General features: G+C 69.2%; 20 protein-coding genes. 7 read left to right on the top strand and 13 right to left on the bottom strand.

All coding sequences use genetic code 11. From position 1 onward, the window contains the following. Nucleotides 1-38 precede the first annotated feature (38 nt). From hisE to ACZ48X_RS14155, 4 genes are all read right to left on the bottom strand, one after another. Nucleotides 39-383, bottom strand: coding sequence for a phosphoribosyl-ATP diphosphatase (gene hisE, locus ACZ48X_RS14170; protein ID WP_336349090.1), 345 nt, complete (start codon nt 381-383; stop codon nt 39-41). Further along, on the bottom strand, nt 380-829 hold the full coding sequence (locus tag ACZ48X_RS14165) for a bifunctional nuclease family protein (RefSeq protein ID WP_336349091.1): 450 nt from the start codon (nt 827-829) through the stop codon (nt 380-382). Before ACZ48X_RS14165 ends, hisE begins: the two co-directional genes overlap by 4 nt. A 97-nt stretch (nt 830-926) precedes the next feature. Then, nucleotides 927-1,526 (bottom strand): pyridoxal 5'-phosphate synthase glutaminase subunit PdxT, encoded by a 600-nt coding sequence (gene pdxT / locus ACZ48X_RS14160; protein WP_336349092.1) that lies wholly within the window; start codon nt 1,524-1,526, stop codon nt 927-929. A gap of 84 nt (nt 1,527-1,610) precedes the next feature. Next, nucleotides 1,611-1,772, bottom strand: a complete 162-nt coding sequence (locus tag ACZ48X_RS14155) for a preprotein translocase subunit Sec61beta (protein WP_323674512.1) — start codon at nt 1,770-1,772, stop codon at nt 1,611-1,613. A gap of 184 nt (nt 1,773-1,956) precedes the next feature. Between ACZ48X_RS14155 and ACZ48X_RS14150 the strand changes: the two genes are divergently transcribed. Then, nucleotides 1,957-2,226: a thioredoxin family protein gene (locus ACZ48X_RS14150; protein WP_336349093.1), complete on the top strand. Its 270-nt coding sequence runs from the start codon at nt 1,957-1,959 to the stop codon at nt 2,224-2,226. Nucleotides 2,227-2,315: 89 nt separating this feature from the next. On the opposite strand, the gene npdG is transcribed toward ACZ48X_RS14150, so the two are convergent. Next, nucleotides 2,316-2,984 carry an NADPH-dependent F420 reductase gene (npdG, locus tag ACZ48X_RS14145; protein ID WP_336349094.1) on the bottom strand — a complete coding sequence of 223 codons (669 nt, stop codon included), beginning with the start codon at nt 2,982-2,984 and terminating at the stop codon, nt 2,316-2,318. Between the two features lie 186 nt (nt 2,985-3,170). Between npdG and ACZ48X_RS14140 the strand changes: the two genes are divergently transcribed. After that, on the top strand, nt 3,171-4,010 hold the full coding sequence (locus tag ACZ48X_RS14140) for a response regulator (RefSeq protein WP_336349095.1): 840 nt from the start codon (nt 3,171-3,173) through the stop codon (nt 4,008-4,010). Nucleotides 4,011-4,138: 128 nt separating this feature from the next. On the opposite strand, the gene ACZ48X_RS14135 is transcribed toward ACZ48X_RS14140, so the two are convergent. The 3 genes from ACZ48X_RS14135 to ACZ48X_RS14125 all read right to left on the bottom strand — a co-directional run bounded on the left by ACZ48X_RS14135 (nt 4,139) and on the right by ACZ48X_RS14125 (nt 6,104). Further along, the gene (locus ACZ48X_RS14135; RefSeq protein WP_336349096.1) at nt 4,139-4,573 is read right to left on the bottom strand and encodes a hypothetical protein; all 435 of its coding nucleotides are present in this window, start codon (nt 4,571-4,573) and stop codon (nt 4,139-4,141) included. A gap of 54 nt (nt 4,574-4,627) precedes the next feature. After that, nucleotides 4,628-5,098, bottom strand: coding sequence for a hypothetical protein (locus tag ACZ48X_RS14130; RefSeq protein WP_336349097.1), 471 nt, complete (start codon nt 5,096-5,098; stop codon nt 4,628-4,630). Between the two features lie 130 nt (nt 5,099-5,228). Next, the gene (locus ACZ48X_RS14125; RefSeq protein WP_336349098.1) at nt 5,229-6,104 is read right to left on the bottom strand and encodes a TIGR01548 family HAD-type hydrolase; all 876 of its coding nucleotides are present in this window, start codon (nt 6,102-6,104) and stop codon (nt 5,229-5,231) included. A 102-nt stretch (nt 6,105-6,206) separates the two neighbouring features. On the opposite strand from ACZ48X_RS14125, the gene ACZ48X_RS14120 reads away from it, so the two are divergent. From ACZ48X_RS14120 to ACZ48X_RS14100, 5 genes are all read left to right on the top strand, one after another. Continuing rightward, entirely contained in the window at nt 6,207-6,887 is a 681-nt protein-coding gene (locus ACZ48X_RS14120; RefSeq protein ID WP_336349099.1) for an MBL fold metallo-hydrolase, read from the top strand. A gap of 187 nt (nt 6,888-7,074) precedes the next feature. Next, on the top strand, nt 7,075-8,193 hold the full coding sequence (locus tag ACZ48X_RS14115) for a tRNA (guanine(26)-N(2))-dimethyltransferase (RefSeq protein WP_336349100.1): 1,119 nt from the start codon (nt 7,075-7,077) through the stop codon (nt 8,191-8,193). 109 nt (nt 8,194-8,302) lie between these two features. Beyond that, on the top strand, nt 8,303-9,754 hold the full coding sequence (locus tag ACZ48X_RS14110) for a YhjD/YihY/BrkB family envelope integrity protein (RefSeq protein WP_336349101.1): 1,452 nt from the start codon (nt 8,303-8,305) through the stop codon (nt 9,752-9,754). Beyond that, nucleotides 9,751-10,611: a phosphatase PAP2 family protein gene (locus ACZ48X_RS14105; RefSeq protein WP_336349102.1), complete on the top strand. Its 861-nt coding sequence runs from the start codon at nt 9,751-9,753 to the stop codon at nt 10,609-10,611. Before ACZ48X_RS14110 ends, ACZ48X_RS14105 begins: the two co-directional genes overlap by 4 nt. A 97-nt stretch (nt 10,612-10,708) precedes the next feature. Beyond that, nucleotides 10,709-12,187, top strand: a complete 1,479-nt coding sequence (locus ACZ48X_RS14100) for a carboxypeptidase M32 (RefSeq protein WP_336349103.1) — start codon at nt 10,709-10,711, stop codon at nt 12,185-12,187. Between the two features lie 7 nt (nt 12,188-12,194). On the opposite strand, the gene ACZ48X_RS14095 is transcribed toward ACZ48X_RS14100, so the two are convergent. From ACZ48X_RS14095 to ACZ48X_RS14075, 5 genes are all read right to left on the bottom strand, one after another. Continuing rightward, the gene (locus tag ACZ48X_RS14095; protein ID WP_336349104.1) at nt 12,195-12,482 is read right to left on the bottom strand and encodes a hypothetical protein; all 288 of its coding nucleotides are present in this window, start codon (nt 12,480-12,482) and stop codon (nt 12,195-12,197) included. Nucleotides 12,483-12,543: 61 nt separating this feature from the next. Further along, nucleotides 12,544-13,779, bottom strand: coding sequence for a PAS domain-containing response regulator (locus ACZ48X_RS14090; protein ID WP_336349105.1), 1,236 nt, complete (start codon nt 13,777-13,779; stop codon nt 12,544-12,546). A 69-nt stretch (nt 13,780-13,848) separates the two neighbouring features. After that, nucleotides 13,849-14,199, bottom strand: a complete 351-nt coding sequence (locus ACZ48X_RS14085; protein ID WP_336349106.1) for a hypothetical protein — start codon at nt 14,197-14,199, stop codon at nt 13,849-13,851. A 118-nt stretch (nt 14,200-14,317) separates the two neighbouring features. Beyond that, a complete protein-coding gene (locus ACZ48X_RS14080) occupies nt 14,318-16,294 on the bottom strand; it encodes a cation:proton antiporter domain-containing protein (protein WP_336349107.1) in 1,977 nt (658 codons plus the stop codon). A 176-nt stretch (nt 16,295-16,470) separates the two neighbouring features. Then, nucleotides 16,471-18,468, bottom strand: a complete 1,998-nt coding sequence (locus ACZ48X_RS14075; RefSeq protein WP_336349108.1) for an AMP-dependent synthetase/ligase — start codon at nt 18,466-18,468, stop codon at nt 16,471-16,473. Between the last annotated feature and the right edge of the window lie 17 nt (nt 18,469-18,485).

Below are 18,485 nucleotides of genomic sequence, written 5' to 3'. Positions count from 1 at the left end.
CCAACGGTTTCGGTCGTTGCGTGTGTTGACGGCGGTCGCTACCGGCGCGACGCCAGCTCCTCCCGGAGCGCCTCCAGGGGGACGTCCTTCATCGCCAACAGCACGAGGAGGTGATAGACGATGTCCGCGCTCTCGTGCGCCATCTCGTCGTGGTCGTCGTCCTTCGCCGCGAGCACGAGCTCCGTCGTCTCCTCGCCGAGCTTCTCCAAGACCGCGTTCTCGCCCTTCTCGTGCGTGAACAACGACGCCGTGTACGAGTCCTCCGGGAGTTCGCGCTTGCGGTCCTCGATGACCGCGAACAGCTCCTCGAGTATCTCGTCCGCGGACTCGCCGGCACGCTCGTCGACCGCCTCACTCGCGTCGCTCCCGTCGGAGTCCGTCATGGGTAGTCGGTCACCTCGCGGACGTCGTCGAACTCGTCGAACTCCGCCGGGTCGCTCCGGCCGCTCTCGAAGACGGCCTCGGTCATCTCGATGGGGACGTTCGTGCGCGCGGCCAGCGCCAGGCAGTCGCTCGGGCGCGCGTCCACCACCGTCTCCCCGCGGGGCGTCTCCAGGTGGAGGTCCGCGATGTACGTCTTGTCCTCCACGCGACTGACGACGACCTTCTCGACGCGCCCGCCGAGTTCCTCCATCACGTCGAGCAGGAGGTCGTGCGTGAGCGGTCGCCCGATGTCGGTCGCGTCCATCCCGCGAGCGATGGCGAGCGCCTCCTCGCCGCCGACGAAGATGGGGACGACGTCGTCCCGGTCGTCGACCGCGAGCAGGACGACTGGTGCCGGCCCGTCGTGGGTAGCTGCCACGCGAACCGAGTCGATCTTCGCATGCATAGGCGTCCGGTCGCCCGCCAGCGGGAAAAACACATCTACTCGGGGAGGGCGCCTCGTCTCGAAGCGCCATGTCGCTGCCGCGAGCGCGCGCTCGCGGTCAGGCGTCGACCGCGACCGAATCGAAGAACGCGAGGTCGTGGACCCGCGAGTCCGTCGTCAGTTCGGGGTGGAAGCTCGTCCCGACGACCGCGCCCTGCTTGACCGCGACCGGGTTGTCGTCCCAGGACGCGAGGACCTCCACGTCGTCGCCGACGTCGTCGATGACGGGTGCGCGGATGAACACCGCGGGGAACGGGTCGTCGAGACCAGCGACGTCCAGTGGCGCTTCGAAGCTGTCCTTCTGGCGGCCGAACGCGTTCCGGTCGACGGACACGTCGAGCACGTCGAGTTCGCGGACGCGGTCGTCCTTCGCGTCCCGGGACGCGACGATGAGGCCCGCACACGTCGCGAGCAGTGGCTTCCCGGCGTCGACGTGCGCGACGATCTCCGGCGCGATACCCTCGTCGTGGAGGAGTCGCGAGATGGCGGTCGACTCGCCGCCCGGGAGGAGGAGGACGTCGCACTCGGGGACGGTCCCGGACTGGCGTATCTCGTGGACGACCACGTCCTCGCCGTGCGCTCGGCCCGCGCGGCGGATAGCGTCGGCGTGCTCGGAGACGTCGCCCTGGACCGCGACGACGCCCGCAATCAGTGTCATGCTCGGCGCTAGGCGATGTGAGAACAAAAACGGACGGCATCCGTCGTCGATGATGACGGACCAATCGGAGAACGGGCGACCGCTTCAGAGTGCCGCCGACAGGACGAGCACGAAGACGCCGAAGAGCGCGCCGACGGCGACGACGGTACGGGGGTCGATGCGGATTGCGTTACGGTCCTCGGCGTCGAAGTACCGGACGAGCCCCGCACTGGACATCAGGCCGCCGGAGTTCTGACCACTGCTCATGAGTGTCCTTCGGCGGCGCGACCCACTAAACCTTTCGACCCGCGGATTCGCCCGTTGCGTCGGGCTCGACCGCGAGCGTGCCACGGAGCGATCGCTCGAACCGGTGTCCGTGGTCGGTCTGGTGACGGGCGCACCCGTCAACCAAACCCTTAACCGGTCCGGTGGGCAAGTTCGCATCGATACGATGACGGTGACACTCAAGGACTTCTACGCCGACTGGTGTGGCCCCTGCAAGACCCAGGACCCCATCCTCGAGGAACTCGAGGAGGACTGGGAGGGCCGCTTCCAGGTGGAGAAGGTGAACGTCGACGAGGAGCAGGACGTCGCGAACGAGTACCAGGTTCGGTCACTGCCGACGCTCGTCGTCGAGAACGACGACGGTATCGTCGAGCGATTCGTCGGTGTCACGCAGCGCGAGGACCTCGAGGACGCCCTCGAGCAGGCCGGCGCCTGAGCCGGAACGCTGCGCGCTTCCTTCGTTCTTCGAGGCTCGTGAGCGACGGCGCTGGGTCGTTCGACCCAGGAGTGGTTGCGGCCGAGTCCCTACTGGAACTTCACGCCGACGTCGTGCATGCCGTCGTTGTGTCGCGCGATGTTGATGACGAGTGGCGTCACGGACTCGACCTCGCTCGCGTTCGCGATGGGGCCGGCGTCGAGCGCGCGGAGCCCCTCGATGGCGGCCGCGAGCTGGGAGACGGTGTCCTTCGCGTCGGGGTCGTCGCCGACGAGGAGCGTGTCGAGGTCGAGTTCGACGTCGAGGTTCGCGAGCCGGTCGGCGCTGAGGTTGTGGAACGCGCCGACGACCGGGACGTCGTCGGGGGCGGCGCGGGCGGCGAGCGCGGTGACGCTTCCCGCGCTCGGTGCGTGATAGTGCATGCCGTCCTCGTCGCCTTTCATCCCGACAGCCGGGGAGACGAGGACCGTCTCGGAGTCGAGCTTGTCCGCGACGGCGTCGACGGTGTCGCCGACGTGATACGGTGGGACAGCGAGCACGACGACGTCCGCGCGGTCGGCCGCCATCGCGTTCTCGAACCCCTTCACGGTGACTTCGCGGCCGCGCGAGTCGAGTTCGGTCTCGTACTCCTCGGCCTTCGTCCGCGCTTTCTCGGGGTCCCGAGAGCCGATGATGACCTCGTGGTCGGTGTCGTACGCCCAGCGGAGCGCGAGCCCCTGGCCGATGTCGCCGGTACCGCCGAGTAGTGCGATTCGCATGCGTCATCGTGCGTGTGGCGTGCGATTAAGCGTTTGGAACACGGTCGTCCTGTCGGACTCCCAGATTACTGCTGGCAGCGAGGCGACGGTATCGACGGTGGTCGCCGGTGTCGGTATCCGGTGACTACTCCCCGGTAGATGGCAACTACAGTACTAGTTTATGCTGGTAGGAGCTGTATGTCTGTCATGGAATCCCCCCGAAGCCCGGCCGTAAGCGTGCTGCACGTCGACGACGACGACCGAATCCTCGAACTCGTGCAGACGCGACTCGAACGCGAGTTCGACCGCCTCCACGTCGACACGACCACGAGCGTCGACGACGCCATCGCCGCCTTGGAGGACGACGTCGACTGCATCGTCACCGACTATCGGATGCCGGGCGACGACGGCCTCGACCTCCTGAAGCGCATCCGCGTCGCCGACCCGCACGTGCCCGTCGTGTTCTTCACCGGCCACGGGAGCGAGGAGATCGCTGCGGAAGCGATCAGCGCGGGCGTCACGGACTACCTCCAGAAGGGCGCGGACGAGAGCACGATAGCGCTCCTCGGGAATCGCGTGCTCTCGCTCGTCGACCGTCGGCGCGCCGACGAGGCGGCTCGCGACGCCGACCGGCGCGTTCGCCAGGTCTACGAGCGCATCAACGAGGCGTTCCTCGGGCTCGGCCGCGAGTGGGAGGTCACGTACGTGAACGACCGCGCGGAGGAACTGCTCGACGTCACCGAGGACGACGTCGTCGGCGAGGAGGCGTGGTTCGTGCTCCCGGCGCTCGACGGCGAGTTCCGCGAGCACGTCGAGGCGGCTCGCGAGGCACAGGAACCGGCGACGTTCGAGTATCCCGCGGAGGACCGCTGGTTCGAGGTCGCCGCGTACCCGAGCGAGGACGGCGTCTCCGTGTTCCTCGCGGACACCACCGACGAACACGCGGCGAAGCGCGCGGTCGCGGCGCTCTCGAAGGAGCTCGACACCGCGAACAGCCAGTTCCGTCAACTCCAGTCGCGGCTCGCACGCCCGCCCCGCAAGTTCTGACGTGCGGACGGCTGGACGACGGGCACCGACCGCGTGACGCGGTCGGTACGTGACGGTCGGCGACGGTGTGGGGAGGGAGTACAGTCGAAGGGAGTCCGGCCGGAGGGGGGTTCGGTCGGTTCGGACGGTCAGTTCTGACGGTAGTACGCGTCGCGGTCGTACCAGTCGAGAGCGTCGGCGACCCTGTCGCCGAGCCAGCGAGTCCCGAGGAGCGAGGACGCGACGATGCCGACGACGAGGAGGTCGCTCGCGACGTCGGCGGCGTCCGCGAGCGCGAGGGCGGCGGTGACGAACGCGAGGGCGGCGAGGAGTTCGACCGCCCAGCGCCGGCCCTCGACCGGTATCAGGAGCCGGTCGTATCCGCCAGCGAACACCAGGACGACGGTGGCCGCAGCGCCGGTGAGGCCGGCGCCGGCGAGCGGTACGGCGAGCGACGTCGCGGTCGCGTCCGGCGCGAGCACGACCGCGAGAACGAACCCGACGACGGCACCGCCGGCGAACGTGACGAGTGCGCCGAGGACGCGGTCGACGCGAGGGACGGCGTTCGTGGAGGAGGGCTGCATGCGCGACCGTGCCGGCGCTCGGCAGTTGAAGCTTCGGCTTCCGCTGGCGGGTCGTCACCGGTGGTCGCTATCGGCCGTCGGTCGCGGTCTCCGGCGCCACGCGTAGGCGTCGCGGTCGTACCAGTCGCGCGCCTCGGCGACGCGCTCGCCGACGTGGACGGTCCCATAGTACACGACAGCGGCACCGAGCGCCACCCAGACGATGGTCAACGTGGGGACGAGGTCGACGAGCGCGGACGCGGCGAGGACGGCGACCGCGACGACCGCGAGTTCTATCGTCCAGCGACGCCCCTCCACGGCGACGCGGAGGTACGCGTACCCGTCGCCGAGGACGAGCAGGAGCGTCCCGAGGACGCCAGCGATGGCGCCGCGAGCGACGCCCGCGGGGCCGGCCGCGGCGGGGAGCGTCGGGTCGACGAACGCGGCACCGAACGACCCGACGCCGGCGGTGACGAAGAACGTGAGCGCCGCCCCGAGCGCGCGGTCGACGGGCGGAACTGGCGCGGCGTCGGACCCGAATTGCACGCGTACAACGCCCCGAGCGCGACACATCAATCTTCCCGTCGCAACGGCGGGCGGTCGCCGCTCGCAATCGCTCGATAGAGTACGGCGGGCGGTCGCCGCTCGCAATCGCTCGATAGAGTGAGGCGAGCGGTCAGTCGTCGAGGAACGCGGGGAGGTCCTCGATGGAGTCGAGAACGGCGCTCGCACCCGCGGTCTCGTACTTCTCGCGGCCCGAATCGCCGGTGAGGCCGCCGGTGAGGACGCCGATACCGTAGTAGTCGCGGTTCGGGTCCGCTTCGCTGGCGTTCACGGCTGTCTCGACGTCGTCGAGCGTGTCCCCGACGAACGCGACGGAATCCGCGGCGAAGCGCTCGGCGAGCGTCGTGAGCGCGTACGGATGCGGCTTCCCCTCCTCCCAGTCGTCCATCGTGAACCGGTGCTTCGCCGGGAGGTCGAGGCCGACGCGGTCGAGCGCGATCCCGGCCTCCGCCGCGGGCCGACCGGTGACGACGCCGACGTCGAACCGCCGCGTCAGCGCGTCGATGGTCGCCGTGCTCGCGAGCACCGGTTCGTCGTGGATGAAGCCCTCGCCCGCGATATCGGGGTCCGGCTCCTGGTCCTCGATGCCGCGGTAGAGGTCCGCGCCGAGATAGAGCTGCTGGAAGACGTCCCGGAGGCGTTCGCGGTCCCAGTCGCGGCGTACGCGCTCGGTCGCGTTCCCGCCGAGTTCCGCGCGCACGACGCGCTCCGCGGCGTCGACGCCACCGCCTTCCTCGGCGATGCGGTCCGTGTACGCGTCCATCGAGAGCCCGAGGCCCTCGCCCTGCGCGAGCACGAACAGCGCCGCGGCGTACGTCAGCTCCCAGTCGTTGTTGAACCCGCCGGCGTCCTTGAACTGCTGGATGTCGTCCTTCCTGATGGTGCGCCCGTACACCGTCTCGATGCTCTCCACGATGGCGCGCCGATAGGAGCCAGCGACGTCCACGAGCACGCCGTCCACGTCCAGTACGACCGCGTCAACGTCCATGCGCGACCCGACGCGGGCCGGGGGCAAGAGCGTCCCGACTCGGCCCGAGCGAACGACGCCAGATGGCCACACCTAAGCGCGGTCACGACGCACCCGCCAGTCGTGGCAATCCAGATACACGAGGGCGTCTGGCAGATCGACTGCCGGACGCGCGACCAGCCGAACGTCTACGTCGTCGACGACGTAGACGTAACGCTCGTCGACGCCGGCTGGCCCGGCGACGCCGACACGGTGCGAGCGGGGGTGCGCGACGCGGGCTTCGAACTCGCAGACGTGGACCGCGTCCTCCTGACGCACTACGACGCGGACCACGTCGGGTCGCTCTCGAGACTGACGCCGGAACTCGACGCGCCCGTCCACGTTCACCGACTGGAGGCGCCCTACGTCGCCGGGGAGCGACTGCCGCCGTGGACCGCCCGTCGCGGAGTGGAAGCCCTCCACCGGCTCTACTACCGGCGGCTCACGCTCCCGGACCTCCCGGTTCGACCGGTCGAGGACGACGACACGATTGGCGGGTTCCGAGCGTACCACACGCCGGGGCACACGCCCGGCCACGTCGCCTACGTCCACGACGCACACTCGGCGGTGTTCCTCGGCGACCTCGCGTACGCCCTCGGCGACTCGCTCCGCGCATCCGGGCGACTCCTGAGCTACGACCACGGCCAGGTCACCGAGAGCGTCCGAGCGCTGCGCGACCGAACAGACGACGTCCGCTACGTCTGCCCTGGACACGGCCCGCACCTCGAAGGCGCCCACGACCGGCTGTCCGAACTGCTCGACTGACCGCGAGCGCGGGACGAACGGAGCGAAACGCATCGCGTTCCAGTCCCCAATGAAGCCGACGACCGAACGGTCGCCGGATGCTCCTCCGGCCACAACACACCAGAACCGACGACCGAGCGGTCGCCGGATGCTCCGCCGGCCAGCGGACTCCGCGTCGCTTTTGCGCGTTCGCGGTCAGTGGTCGAGCATGGAGGTCACGGAGGGCGCGGTGACGGTCGAGGTACCCGAACAGGAGGGGGAGGGGAAGACGGACGCGGTGTTCTTCAATCCCGTCCAGGAGTTGAATCGCGACCTCACCGTCGCCGTCCTGGACGCGTACCGCGAGCGCGAGGAGCGCGCGGAGACGTACCTGGACGCGATGACCGCGACCGGGATCCGCGGCGCTCGCGCAGCGGCGCAGGGCTGGGACGTGACGTGCGCGGACGTCGACCCCGAAGCGGTCGAACTCGCCGAGTCGAACCTCGCGCGGAACGACCTCGACGGCCGCGTCCTCGAACGCGACGTCAACGCCCTGCTGTGGGACGAGTACGTCGACGTCGTCGACATCGACCCGTTCGGGTCGCCGATGCCGTTCGCGGACGCCGCGTTCGCCAACACGAGGGACCTCGTCTGCATCACCGCGACCGACACCGCGCCGCTATGTGGCGCGCACTTCGACTCCGGCGTCCGCTCGTACAGCGCCGTCCCGCGGAACACGGACTTCCACGCCGAGATGGGGTTGCGCATCCTCCTGGGTGCGCTCGCGCGGACCGCCGGCCGGTTCGACGTCGGCGTCGACCCGATATTCACGCACGCCACGAGTCACTACGTCCGCACGTACCTCGACTGCACGCACAAGGCCAGCGCCGCGAACCGGAGCGTCCAGGACGCCCAAGGGTACCTGTATCACTGCGAGGACTGCCTCTACCGCGAGTCCTCGCGCGGACTCGTCGCCGACCCGCCCGAGGCGTGTCCGCGCTGCGAGAGCAACCGCATCTCCGCCGCCGGCCCGCTCTGGCTCGACGCGTACGTCGACCGCGAGTTCACCGCGAGCGTCCGCGAGCGCGTCACCGACGACATGGGGACCGCCGAGAACGCACGCGAACTCTGCACGACGCTCGAACGCGAACTCGACGAACCGAGTCACTACGACCAGCACCGCCTCTGCAAGCAGTGGGGCGTCGGCGCCCCCGCGATGGACGCCTTCCTCGACGCCGTCCGCGACGCCGGCCACGACGCCAGCCCCGCGCACTACGGCGGCACGACGTTCAAGACGACCGCGAGCATCGACGCGATGCGCGACGCCGCGAGCGACCTCGGCCCCTGACCGCTCGAGTGCAGGGTGAAGACCACCAAGCGGTCGACGTGGTACGGAGTCCGGAGACCCCCGTCACGTCGGGCGGACCCTTTTCCGCGTCCTCGTCGAACGATACGGCGTGCTCTCGGGAGGAATCCGTCGAACCGTCGGCGTCGGCCGCGCGACCATCGCGCTCGCTCGCAGCGAGCAGATCACGTTCCTCGCCGCCGCCATCGCGTACTACGCGTTCGCCTCCGTCGTCCCGCTAGTCGTCCTGACCGCGGTCGTCGCGAGCGTCCTCGGCGGCGAAGCGCTCGCAACCGACCTCGTCGCCGTCCTCGGCAGCGTCCTGACGCCCGCCAGCCAGGACGTCCTCCTGTCGACGCTCACGACCACCACCGGCCGAGGCAGTGCAACGTTCGTCGGCGTCGTCGCGCTCCTCTGGAGTTCCCTGAAGGTGTTCCGCGGGCTCGACACCGCGTTCTCGCTCGTCTACGGGAACGACGGCACGCCCGGGTTCCTCGACGCGATCGTCGACGGCGTCGTCGCGCTCGCCGCCGTCGGCGTCGCCATCGGCGCGAGCGTCGCGCTCCTCGCCACGCTCGCGTTCGTCGACCTCCCGTACCTCGACCGTGCCGGGTTCGTCCTCGAGGTGTTCGTGCTCGCCGCCGCGTTCTACCCGCTGTACTACCTGTTCCCGGACGTCGACGTCGAGTACACCGAAGCGGTTCCGGGCGCGCTCCTCGCGGCCGTCGGCTGGACGGCGTTCTCCGGGCTCTTCCGGTTGTACGCCGAGAACGCGGAGAGCTTCGCGGTCTGGGGCGTCCTCGGCGCGGCCCTGGTCGTCGTCACGTGGCTGTACGTCGGCTCGATACTCCTCCTCGTCGGCGCCGCCGTCAACGCCGTGCTCGCGGGCAGGGCGCTCCCCGCCGTCGAATCGGACGTCTCCGCGACCGTCGACCGGCACCTTCAAAGTGCGGGCTTGCGACACACCGAACCAGCAATGGGGGACGACGACCGCGAGGACTCCCGGGACGTCGACGCGACCGACGAGCCACAGGACGACGTCGAGACCGGTGCCACCGACGAACCACGAGACGACGCGGATACCGGTGGGACCGACGAGCCACGGGACGACGCGGCCGCCGCGAGCGCGACGGGCAGCGCCGCGAGCCACGACCACGCCCCGTCGGAGACCTCCGGCGAGACCGACGAACCGGACCCCGAGGCGTTACGCGAGGAGATCGAGGAACTCCGCCAGGAGCTCGAGTCGTTCGAGGACGACGTCGACGACCGCACCCTCCACCGGGACGAGATCGAACGCGACCTGAAGCGGTACGTCCGCCGGCGCGTCCGCCGCGGGAAGGCCCGCGGGTGGGGGCCGTACCTCGTCCTCCTGTACGGGACCGTGATGACGCTCGGCGTGTTCTACACGCCGTACCTCGGCGACGGCTGGGCGATCTTCGCGATGATCGTCATCTGGCTGTCCACGCTCGGCCTCTACGCGCTGATGCTCCTCGTCGGCCTCGGCGTGAACGCCGTCCGCGCGCCGGGACGACTCCGTGACGCCATCGGCGACTGGCGGTCATGAGTCGGAGCGTCGGCGTCGCGGAGTTCCTCGCGGGCCTCGTCCCGCCGTGGGCGCTCCCGGTCGTCCTCGTCGCGACGACGCTCGCGGAGGCACCCATCGTCGTCGCGCTCGTTCTCGGCCGGTACTGGTTCCGGGACCGCGGCGACGGGATGCGCCTCGCTATCGTGGTGGCGACGGCGTTCGCGGCGATGCTCGCGCTCAAGCACCTGTTCGCGCTCCCGCGGCCGCCCGCGGAACTGCGCGCACCCGTCTCGGCGGTCCCGGCGCCGTTCGACGTGATCTACGAGAGCTTGCTCGACACGGACGAGTCCGGGTTCCCGAGCGGGCACACGACCATCGCCGCCGCGGTGTTCGGCGGGGCGGCGCTGGACGCCGAGAACCGTCGGAAGTGGCTCGGCGTCGCTGCGGTCCTCGTCGCGCTCGTCGGCGGGTCGAGGCTGTTCCTCGCCGTGCACTACCTCGCGGACATCGCGGGCGGCATCGCGCTGGCCGCGGTCGTCATCGGTGCGGCGCGGCTCGCTGACGGCTGGCTGGAGGCGCCGAAGGGCGCGCTCGCGGTCGGGAGCGTCGGCGTCCTGCTCTCCGCGGCCGTCCTCCCCGGGTCGCCGGAGGTGCTCGCCGCCGCGGGCGTCGTCGTCGCCGTCGGCCTCATGTGGCTGAGCGTGGACGTCCCCGAGGAACCGTGGACGCTCTCGGTCGGGACCGCCGAGCGCGCGCTCGTCGCCGTCGGTATCGGCGCGCTCGCCGCGACCCCCATCCTCGTGTTCGGGATGACGCCCGTGCTCGCGTTCGTCGTCAGCGTCGTCGGGGTGAGTGCGGCCGTCGCCGTGCCCGCGTTCGACGACCTGGAACGCTGAGTCGGCACTCTCTGACTGGACGCCACCACGCTCGCCGAGCGCGTGGCGTGGTGCCGCTACCCAAACGACGATGCGGCTGGGTGTCGCGAGTGCTGGCATGAGCGCGTACGACGACCTCCTCGACCGGTACCGACGGTACTCGAACCTCGGGAACGCCGCGATGTTGTTGAACTGGGACCAGCAGGTGACGATGCCCGAGGGCGGGACGCCCGCGCGCGCCGAGCAGTCCGCGGCGCTGTCGGCGGTCCGCCACGAGCACTTCACGGCCGACGAGACCGGGCGACTCCTCGACGACGTCGACGAGAGCGACCTGAGCGACGCCGAGCGCGCGGTCGTCCGCGAGATACGCCACGACTACGAGCGGAACGCGGAGGTACCGAGCGACCTCGTCGACGACCTCACCCAGTTGCAGAGCGAGGCCCAGGAGACCTGGCAGGCCGCGAAGCGCGACGACGACTTCGACGCGTTCGCCGACTCCCTGGTCGACCTGAAGGCGCTGCATCGCGAGCGCGCCGCCCACATCGACCCCGACAAACCGGCGTACGCGGTGATGTTCGAGGACGGCGAACCGTACCTCCCCTTAGAGCGCGTCGAATCCGTGTTCGACGAGCTCCGCGAGGGCCTCGTCCCGCTCATCGACGACATCCGCGAGAGCGACACCGAGGTGGCGTGGCCGTTCGACGGCGAGTACGACCACGACGTCCAAGAGGCGCTGTCGCGGGACGTCCTCGACTACCTCGGGTACGACTGGAACAGGGGCCGCCTCGACGAGGCGCCGCACCCGTTCATGTCCGGAACGCAGTACGACGCCCGCATCACCACGCGGTACAGCGACGACGAACCGCTGGACGCGCTCACCGCGACCGTCCACGAGTTCGGGCACGCCACCTACCAGCTCGGGCTGCGCGACGACGCGTACGCGACGCCGCTCGGCGAACCGCGCTCGTCGGGCGTCCACGAGTCCCAGAGCCGGTTCTACGAGAACCACGTCGGGCGCACGAAGGCGTTCTGGGACGCGAACCGCGACCGGTTCGTCGAGCACTTCCCGCGCCACGACGACGTCTCCGCGCGCGAACTCTACGAGGCCGCGAACAAGGTCCGCCCGGACAACCTCGTCCGCGTCGAGGCGGACGAACTCACGTACCACATGCACATCATCCTGCGCTCGGAGATCGACCGCGCGTTCGTCGAGGGCGACCTCGCGGTCGACGAGATACCCCACGCGTGGAACGAGAAGATGGACGACTACCTCGGCGTGGTACCCGAGTCCGACCGCGAGGGCTGCCTGCAGGACATCCACTGGAGCTACGGGTTCGCGGGCTTCCAGAACTACACCGTCGGGAGCGTGCTCGCCGCCCAGATCGACCACGCGATGCGAGAGGACCTCCTCGTGGACGCGCTCGTCCGCGACGGCGACCTCGACCCCATCCACGACTGGCTCACCGAGCACGTCCACCAGCACGGCCGCCGGTACACGACGCCCGAACTCGTCGAGGAAGCCACCGGCGAACCGCTCACCGCAGAGTACTTTCTCGACTACGTCACCGAGAAGTACACCGACCTCTACGACCTCTAACCAGGCGTCAGAGGAGGTGCGCGAGCCCGCCCGCGAGGAGCGCGAGCCCGCACGCACCGACGACGACCGCGACGATCTCCGGGCCGTGCTCGCCGAACGGCGACGACGCCCAGTCGGTGTGCTCGTGGCCCGACGCCACCTGGACGGCGACGACCGCGAGCATCACCGCACCCGACCCCACCGAGACCGCGACGAGGAACGACCCCGTCGGGTCCGCGATCGTCGCGGCCGCGAGCACGAGGTTCGCGACCGCCGCGAGCGCGAGCGCCCCGCCGAGCGCGTCGTAGCGATCCATGGCCGACTCCTCGTACGCTGCCCCGAAAAAGCCACGTCACGGTTCCACGACGCGAGACCGACTAATCGTCGACGACCTGGATCGTGAACACGAGCAGTTCCAGGTCGCCAGCGTCGTCGTACAGCGGCGCGCCGTTCACCGACACCGTCAGTCGCTCTCCATCGTCGCGAACCACCGAATGCAGGAGGTTCTCGACGCGGACGTCGTCGCCCGGCGCCGACCGCTCCGCCTTCGCCTTCAGCGTCTCGAACCCCGTCTCCGCGGGCGGGAGCGGGTCGCCATCGGGCGTCTGGAGCTCCCACTCGTCGTCGTCGTACTGCCTGTCCAGCACCGCCTCCCGGGTCGTCCCGAGGATGTCGAGCGTGCGGTCGTTGATGAGGTGATACGACCCGTCGAGCTCGTTCACCATGATACCGACCGGGCTCGTCTCCAGGAGCTGGCGCGTCAGGTCGCGCTCCCGGCGCAGGTCCTCGCGGAGCTCGCGCTCCTCGGTCACGTCCGTGATGACGCCCTCGAGCGCGACCAACTCGTCGTTCTCGAACACGCCGCGGCCGCGCTCCCACACCCACTTCGACTCGCCGTCGGCCGTCCGGATCTCGTACTCGACCTGGAACGGCTCCCGCGCGTCGATCGCCGTCTGCACGACCTCCCAGATATCGTCGCGTTCGCCCTCGACGATGACCTCCTGCTCCCAGTTCACCGCCTCGGACTCCAGTTCCGACGGCGAGTACCCCGTGAGTGCCTCCGCGCCGTCGCTCACGAACGTCATCGGCCACCCGCGCTCGTTCTCGCAGCGATACACCATCCCCGGGAGGTTCGAGACGAGCGTCCGGAACCGTCGTTCGCTCTCCCGCAGCTGCTTCACGCGCCGCTCCAGCTCTCGCTCCGTCCGGTACCCGTCGACCGCGTTCTCGATGCGGTTCGCGAGCACCTCGTACTGCTCGGTCCCCGTCTCCTTCTGGAGGTAATCCGTGACGCCCTTCGAGATGGCGTCGCTCGCAACCTCCTCGCTCCCCTTCCCAGTGAACAGGATGAACGGGAGGTCCGGATGGTCCTCGCGGACCGCGTCGAGGAACTCGATACCCGTCATCCCCGGCATGTCGTAGTCGCTGACGATGCACTCGAAGTCCTCCGCCGCGAGCCGGTCGAGCGCGGTCGACGCGTCCTCGACGTGCGTCACGCTCAGCTCGCCTTCGCGTTCCAGGAACTCTCCGGCGAGCGCTCCGAGCTGGGCGTCGTCCTCGGCGTGCAACACGCGGACGTCACCACCCCGGTTGCGCTCGGCACCAACGGTCATCGCGGTGTGTTTGACCGAGGAACCGGGTAAGTGTTCTGTCCGCGCGAGTCGCGTCGCCGAACCGGCGACCTAGAGGAACTCGCGGACCTCGGAGTACCACATGTCGTGGTACTCGGTCGCGTCGATGGCGTCGGCGATGACGGCGGCGAGCGCGTGCCAGCAGCGCTCGGTCGGGTCCTCGGGGTCGAGGTTGTACTCGGCGTCCTTGCACGTGCAGCCGTCGCCCTCGACGACGTACTCCTCGCGGTGCCCGACGACGACCACGAAGTCCCGGTACTCCTTGACGCGCCCCTCGCTGACGGCCTCGATGGCGCGCTGGCCGCGGTCGCCGTGCACGTCGACGATGCGGCCGACGACGTCCGGCGTCAACTCGCCGGCGGCCCCGAGGTCGCGTCGCCACTCCTCGAAGGGATTCGTCACGACGACCACCCGACGCGGTCACTCACGCCCGAGTCGTACGGAGGCCACCGCCAAGTACGGTTCGGTCGGCCGACACCTCCGCGCGACGAGGAGTGGATGACAACCAGCGACGTCGCGGTCAATCGCTGGGGTTACAGACCGACATCGCCTCGCGGACGCCGTCGCGCCGCCCGAGGAGCGTTATCGAGTCGCCTCGTTGGAGCGTGAAGTCCGCGCTCGGCACCTCCGTCTTCCCCTCGCGCTCGACGAGCGCGATGAGACAGCCCTCGGGGAGTTCCGGCCCGATCTCGCGGACGGTACGGCCGGCGAGCTGTTCGCTCGTCACCTGGACCTCCTGGACGTCGCCGTTGTCGCCGATGTGCGTCATCCAGTTCGCGAGCGCCGGCCGCTCGATCTGGTTGTCGAGCGCCCACGCGGTCGCCATCGTCGAGGAGATTGTGCGGACGCCGAGGTCCTCGAACGCTTCGACGTTGTCCGGGTTGTTCGCGCGAGCGAGCACCTTCTCGGCGTTGAACTTCGAGTCCGCGAGCTGCGCGACGAGGAGGTTCACGTCGTCGTCGCCGGTCGCGGCGACGACGATCTTCGCGTTCTCCGCGCCCGCGGACCGCAGGACGTCGGTGTCGGTGCCGTCGCCCTTGTGGACGGTGAATCCGGCTTCGCGAGCGGTCTCGATGATTGCTTCGTCGTTCTCGATGAGGACGACGTTCTCTCCACGGTCTTCGAGGCGTTCGGCGAGCGCTCGGCCCACCTTGCCGCCTCCGACGACGAGTACACGCATTGGTATCACATCTAGGTATTCCGCGATCTGTCTGGCGAGCCCTCCTTCGAAGACGACGGTGAGGAGGATGACGAGGAAGACGGTGCCGACGAGGACGTCGGAGCTCGCCACGAGCGCGTCGGCTTCCTGTGCGAGCGCCGCTGCCTCGGCGCCCGAGGCGGCTTCGGCGGCTTCGCGGGTCTCGCTGGCGAGGCTCTCGAGTTCGAGCGCGAACAGCGTCGCGACGGACGCGGGGATGATGCCGCGCGGCCCGACGAGACTCACGAACATCCGTTCGGCGTTCGTGAGGCGGTCGCCGGTCGTCGAGACGAACACGAGTAGCGGCCGGAGGACGAGCGCGACGACGACCACGACCGCGAGTCCCTGCCAGCCGAGGGCGATGAGCTGATCGAAGTCGAGGAGGGCGGCGAGCGCGATGAAGACGAACGAGAGCACGAGCAGCGTCACGTCGCCCTTGAACTCCTCGATCTGCTCCTCGTAGGGGAGGTCGGTGTTCCCGAGGACGAGCCCAGCGGTCGCGACCGCTGCGACGCCCGCTTCGGTGAATATCTGGTTCGCGGCGGCGAACGCGACGATGGCGCCAGCGATGGTGAGCAGGCGCGCGTTCTGCGGGGCGTTGTCCGGCGACAGGTCGACGTACCGGATGAGGTAGTAGAGTACCGCGGCGACGACGAGGCCGACGAGGACGCCGGTGCCGAGGCGTTCGGCGAACAGGCGGACGTAGTCGGTGGCGGTCGGCGCGTCGAGCCGGAGCGTCTCGAAGATGACGACCGCCATGATGGCGGCGCTGACGTCGTTCACGATGCCCTCGGTCTCCAGGGCGGCCGCGACGCGGTCGCGGACCGGGACGACGGCGAGGATGGGCGTGATGACCGTCGGGCCGGTCGCGACGAGTAGCGACCCGATGAGGAAGGAGATAGTCCAGGACGCCCCGAGGAGGTAGTGGACGGCGATGCCGGTGCCGACGAACGCGATGACGGCGCCGACGGTCACCAGTCGGAGCGTCGCGGTCGGTGCCTCCCGGAGTTTCTCTATCTTCAGGTGGAACGCGCCCTCGAAGACGATGATGGCGACCGCGAGCCCGACGATGGTCGAGAGCGGGCCGGCGCCGCCGAACGTCTCAAGCGTGATGATGCCGAGGACGGATGGCCCGACGATGATGCCCGCGGTGATGAGGAAGAGGACGCTCGGAACGCGGAAGCGCGCACCGAGGACCTGGGAGCCGACGCCGAGCGCGACGATGAGGGCGACGAACGTCAGCAGGTTCAAGCCATCCCCACCTGTGGCGAGCACCGGCGCTATCTCGAAGCCGAGCATGTATCGGCCACGAACAGCGCCGACTCCTTAAAGGGGTCGTTTGCGGATGGTGCCATACGGGAAATCACTGGACGTGCGTCCAATTTTACTCTGCGAACGGGTTACGGACGGACGCCCGACCGGTTGACTCGGCAAAATTGACCATGTGGCGAGTTAGCGCCGCATCCGGGCCCGCCCTAGTCGTCCGCCGCGGCCTGCGACCGCTGGTCGGACTCGCCGTATATCTCCTCGACGAGCACGTCGTACCGGTTCTCGATGTTCCGACGCTTCTTCTTCATCGTCGGCGTCAACAGGTCGTTGTCCTCCGTGAACTCCTCGGTGACGAGCCGGAACTCCTTGATCTGCTCGTGCTTCTCGAAGCGCTCGTTCACCTCGTCGACCTCCTCCTGGACGACCTCGATGACGCGCTCGTGGGTCACCATCTCCTCGGGGTCCGCGGGGACGTCGACGCCCTCGCGCTCGGCGGCGTTCCGGAGGAACTCGAAGTTCGGCACGACGAGCGCCCCGATGAACTTCTCGCCGTCGCCCGTCACCATCACCTGCTCGACGACCTGACTCGACGCGAACGCGTCCTCGATCGGCGCCGGCGCCACGTTCTTCCCCGTCGACAACACGAGGATCTGCTTCGCGCGCTCGCGGAACACGAGGTAGTCGTCCGGTCGCTGCTGGACGATGTCCCCGGTACGGAACCAGTCCTCGCCGTCGTCTTCGGCGGGCGTGAACGCCTCCTCGGTCTCCCCCGGCTTGTTCCAGTAGCCCTCGGTGACGTTCTCGCCGCGCACGAGCAACTCCCCGATCTCGCCGAGCGCGTCCACCGACTCGTCCTCCGGGACGACGCTCGTATCGATCCGCGTCTCGACGCCCGGGAGCGCCGGCCCGATCGTCCCGATCTTCGGGTCCTCCGGCGGGTTCGAGGAGACGACCGGCGCCGCCTCCGTCAACCCGTACCCCTCGTAGATCGGGAGCCCCATCCCGTGATAGAGCGTACACAGCTCCTCGCTCAACGTCCCACCGCCCGAGATGAGGTAGTTGATGTTCCCGCCGAGCGCCCCCCGGACGTCACTGAACACGAGTTTGTCCGCGAGCCAGTACCGGAGTTTGAGTCCCGCTCCCGGCCGGTCCGACCGATAGTAGTCCCTGGAGACGTCCGTCGCCCAGTTGAAGATGCGCTCCTTGAACCCGGACTCCTGGGCTTGCTCGCGGATGGCGTCGTAGATCTTCTCGTAGACCCGTGGGACGCTCGTCGCCGTCGTCGGTTCGACCGCCTGGAAGTCCTCCTTCAGGGTGTCGACGCTCTCGGCGTACGCGACGCACGCCCCGGCGCCGAACTGGAGGAAGTGCCCGGTGAGCCGCTCGAAGACGTGCGCCAACGGAAGGTACGAGACGGTCCGCGTCTCGTTGTCGACCACGGGGTACTCGCTTCCCTTGTCCTCGCGGGGCCCGTACCGCTTGTACGTCTGGTTGACGTTCGCGCGGAAGTTCCGGTGCGTGAGCTTCACGCCCTTCGGTTGCCCGGTCGTCCCGCTCGTGTACACGAGACTCGCGAGGTCGTCGACGTCGGTCTCGTCCAGCCACGACTGATACTCCGCCTCGTCGAACCGGCTTCGCCCTTGCTCGTAGACGTCCGCGAGCTCGTAGACGCCGTCCTGGTCGTCGTACTCCGCGGGTAGCTCGTCGAGCGAGACGACGAACCGGACGTCGAGCGAGTCCGAGACCTCGAGCACGCGCTCCACGAGGGCCGCGTTCTCGACGACGACACCGGTCGCGCTCGGGTCGTCGAGCAGGTACCGGACCTGCGCGGACGACGACGACTTGTACACGGTCGTGACGACCGCGCCCGCCGACAGGAGCCCGAAGTCGCACTGCGCCCACTCCATGCGGGTGTCCGCGAACATCCCGACGCGCTGCCCGTTCTCGACGCCGAGCGCGCGGAACCCCGCGGCGAGCGACGTGACGACGTCGTGCATCTCCCCGTACGTTAGCGTCGCGTACTCGTCGTCGGGTGCTGCATCAATCGCGTCCGTGTTCGCGAGCGACCGCTCGTACACCCCGCCCTTGTACCGCTGTGCGGGCCGGTCCGGTTGCCGCGTCGCCGTCTCGTCGAACATCTCCGCGAGCGTGTTCATCCCCACCAGCTCGTCCGTGAACGTTCGCTCTGCCTCCGCCCAACTCATGTTCGGTCGACAATACA

Source organism: Halorubellus litoreus (assembly GCF_055378595.1).
Note: the sequence above shows the minus strand (reverse complement) of the source record. Positions and strands in the feature narration are given on the sequence as shown.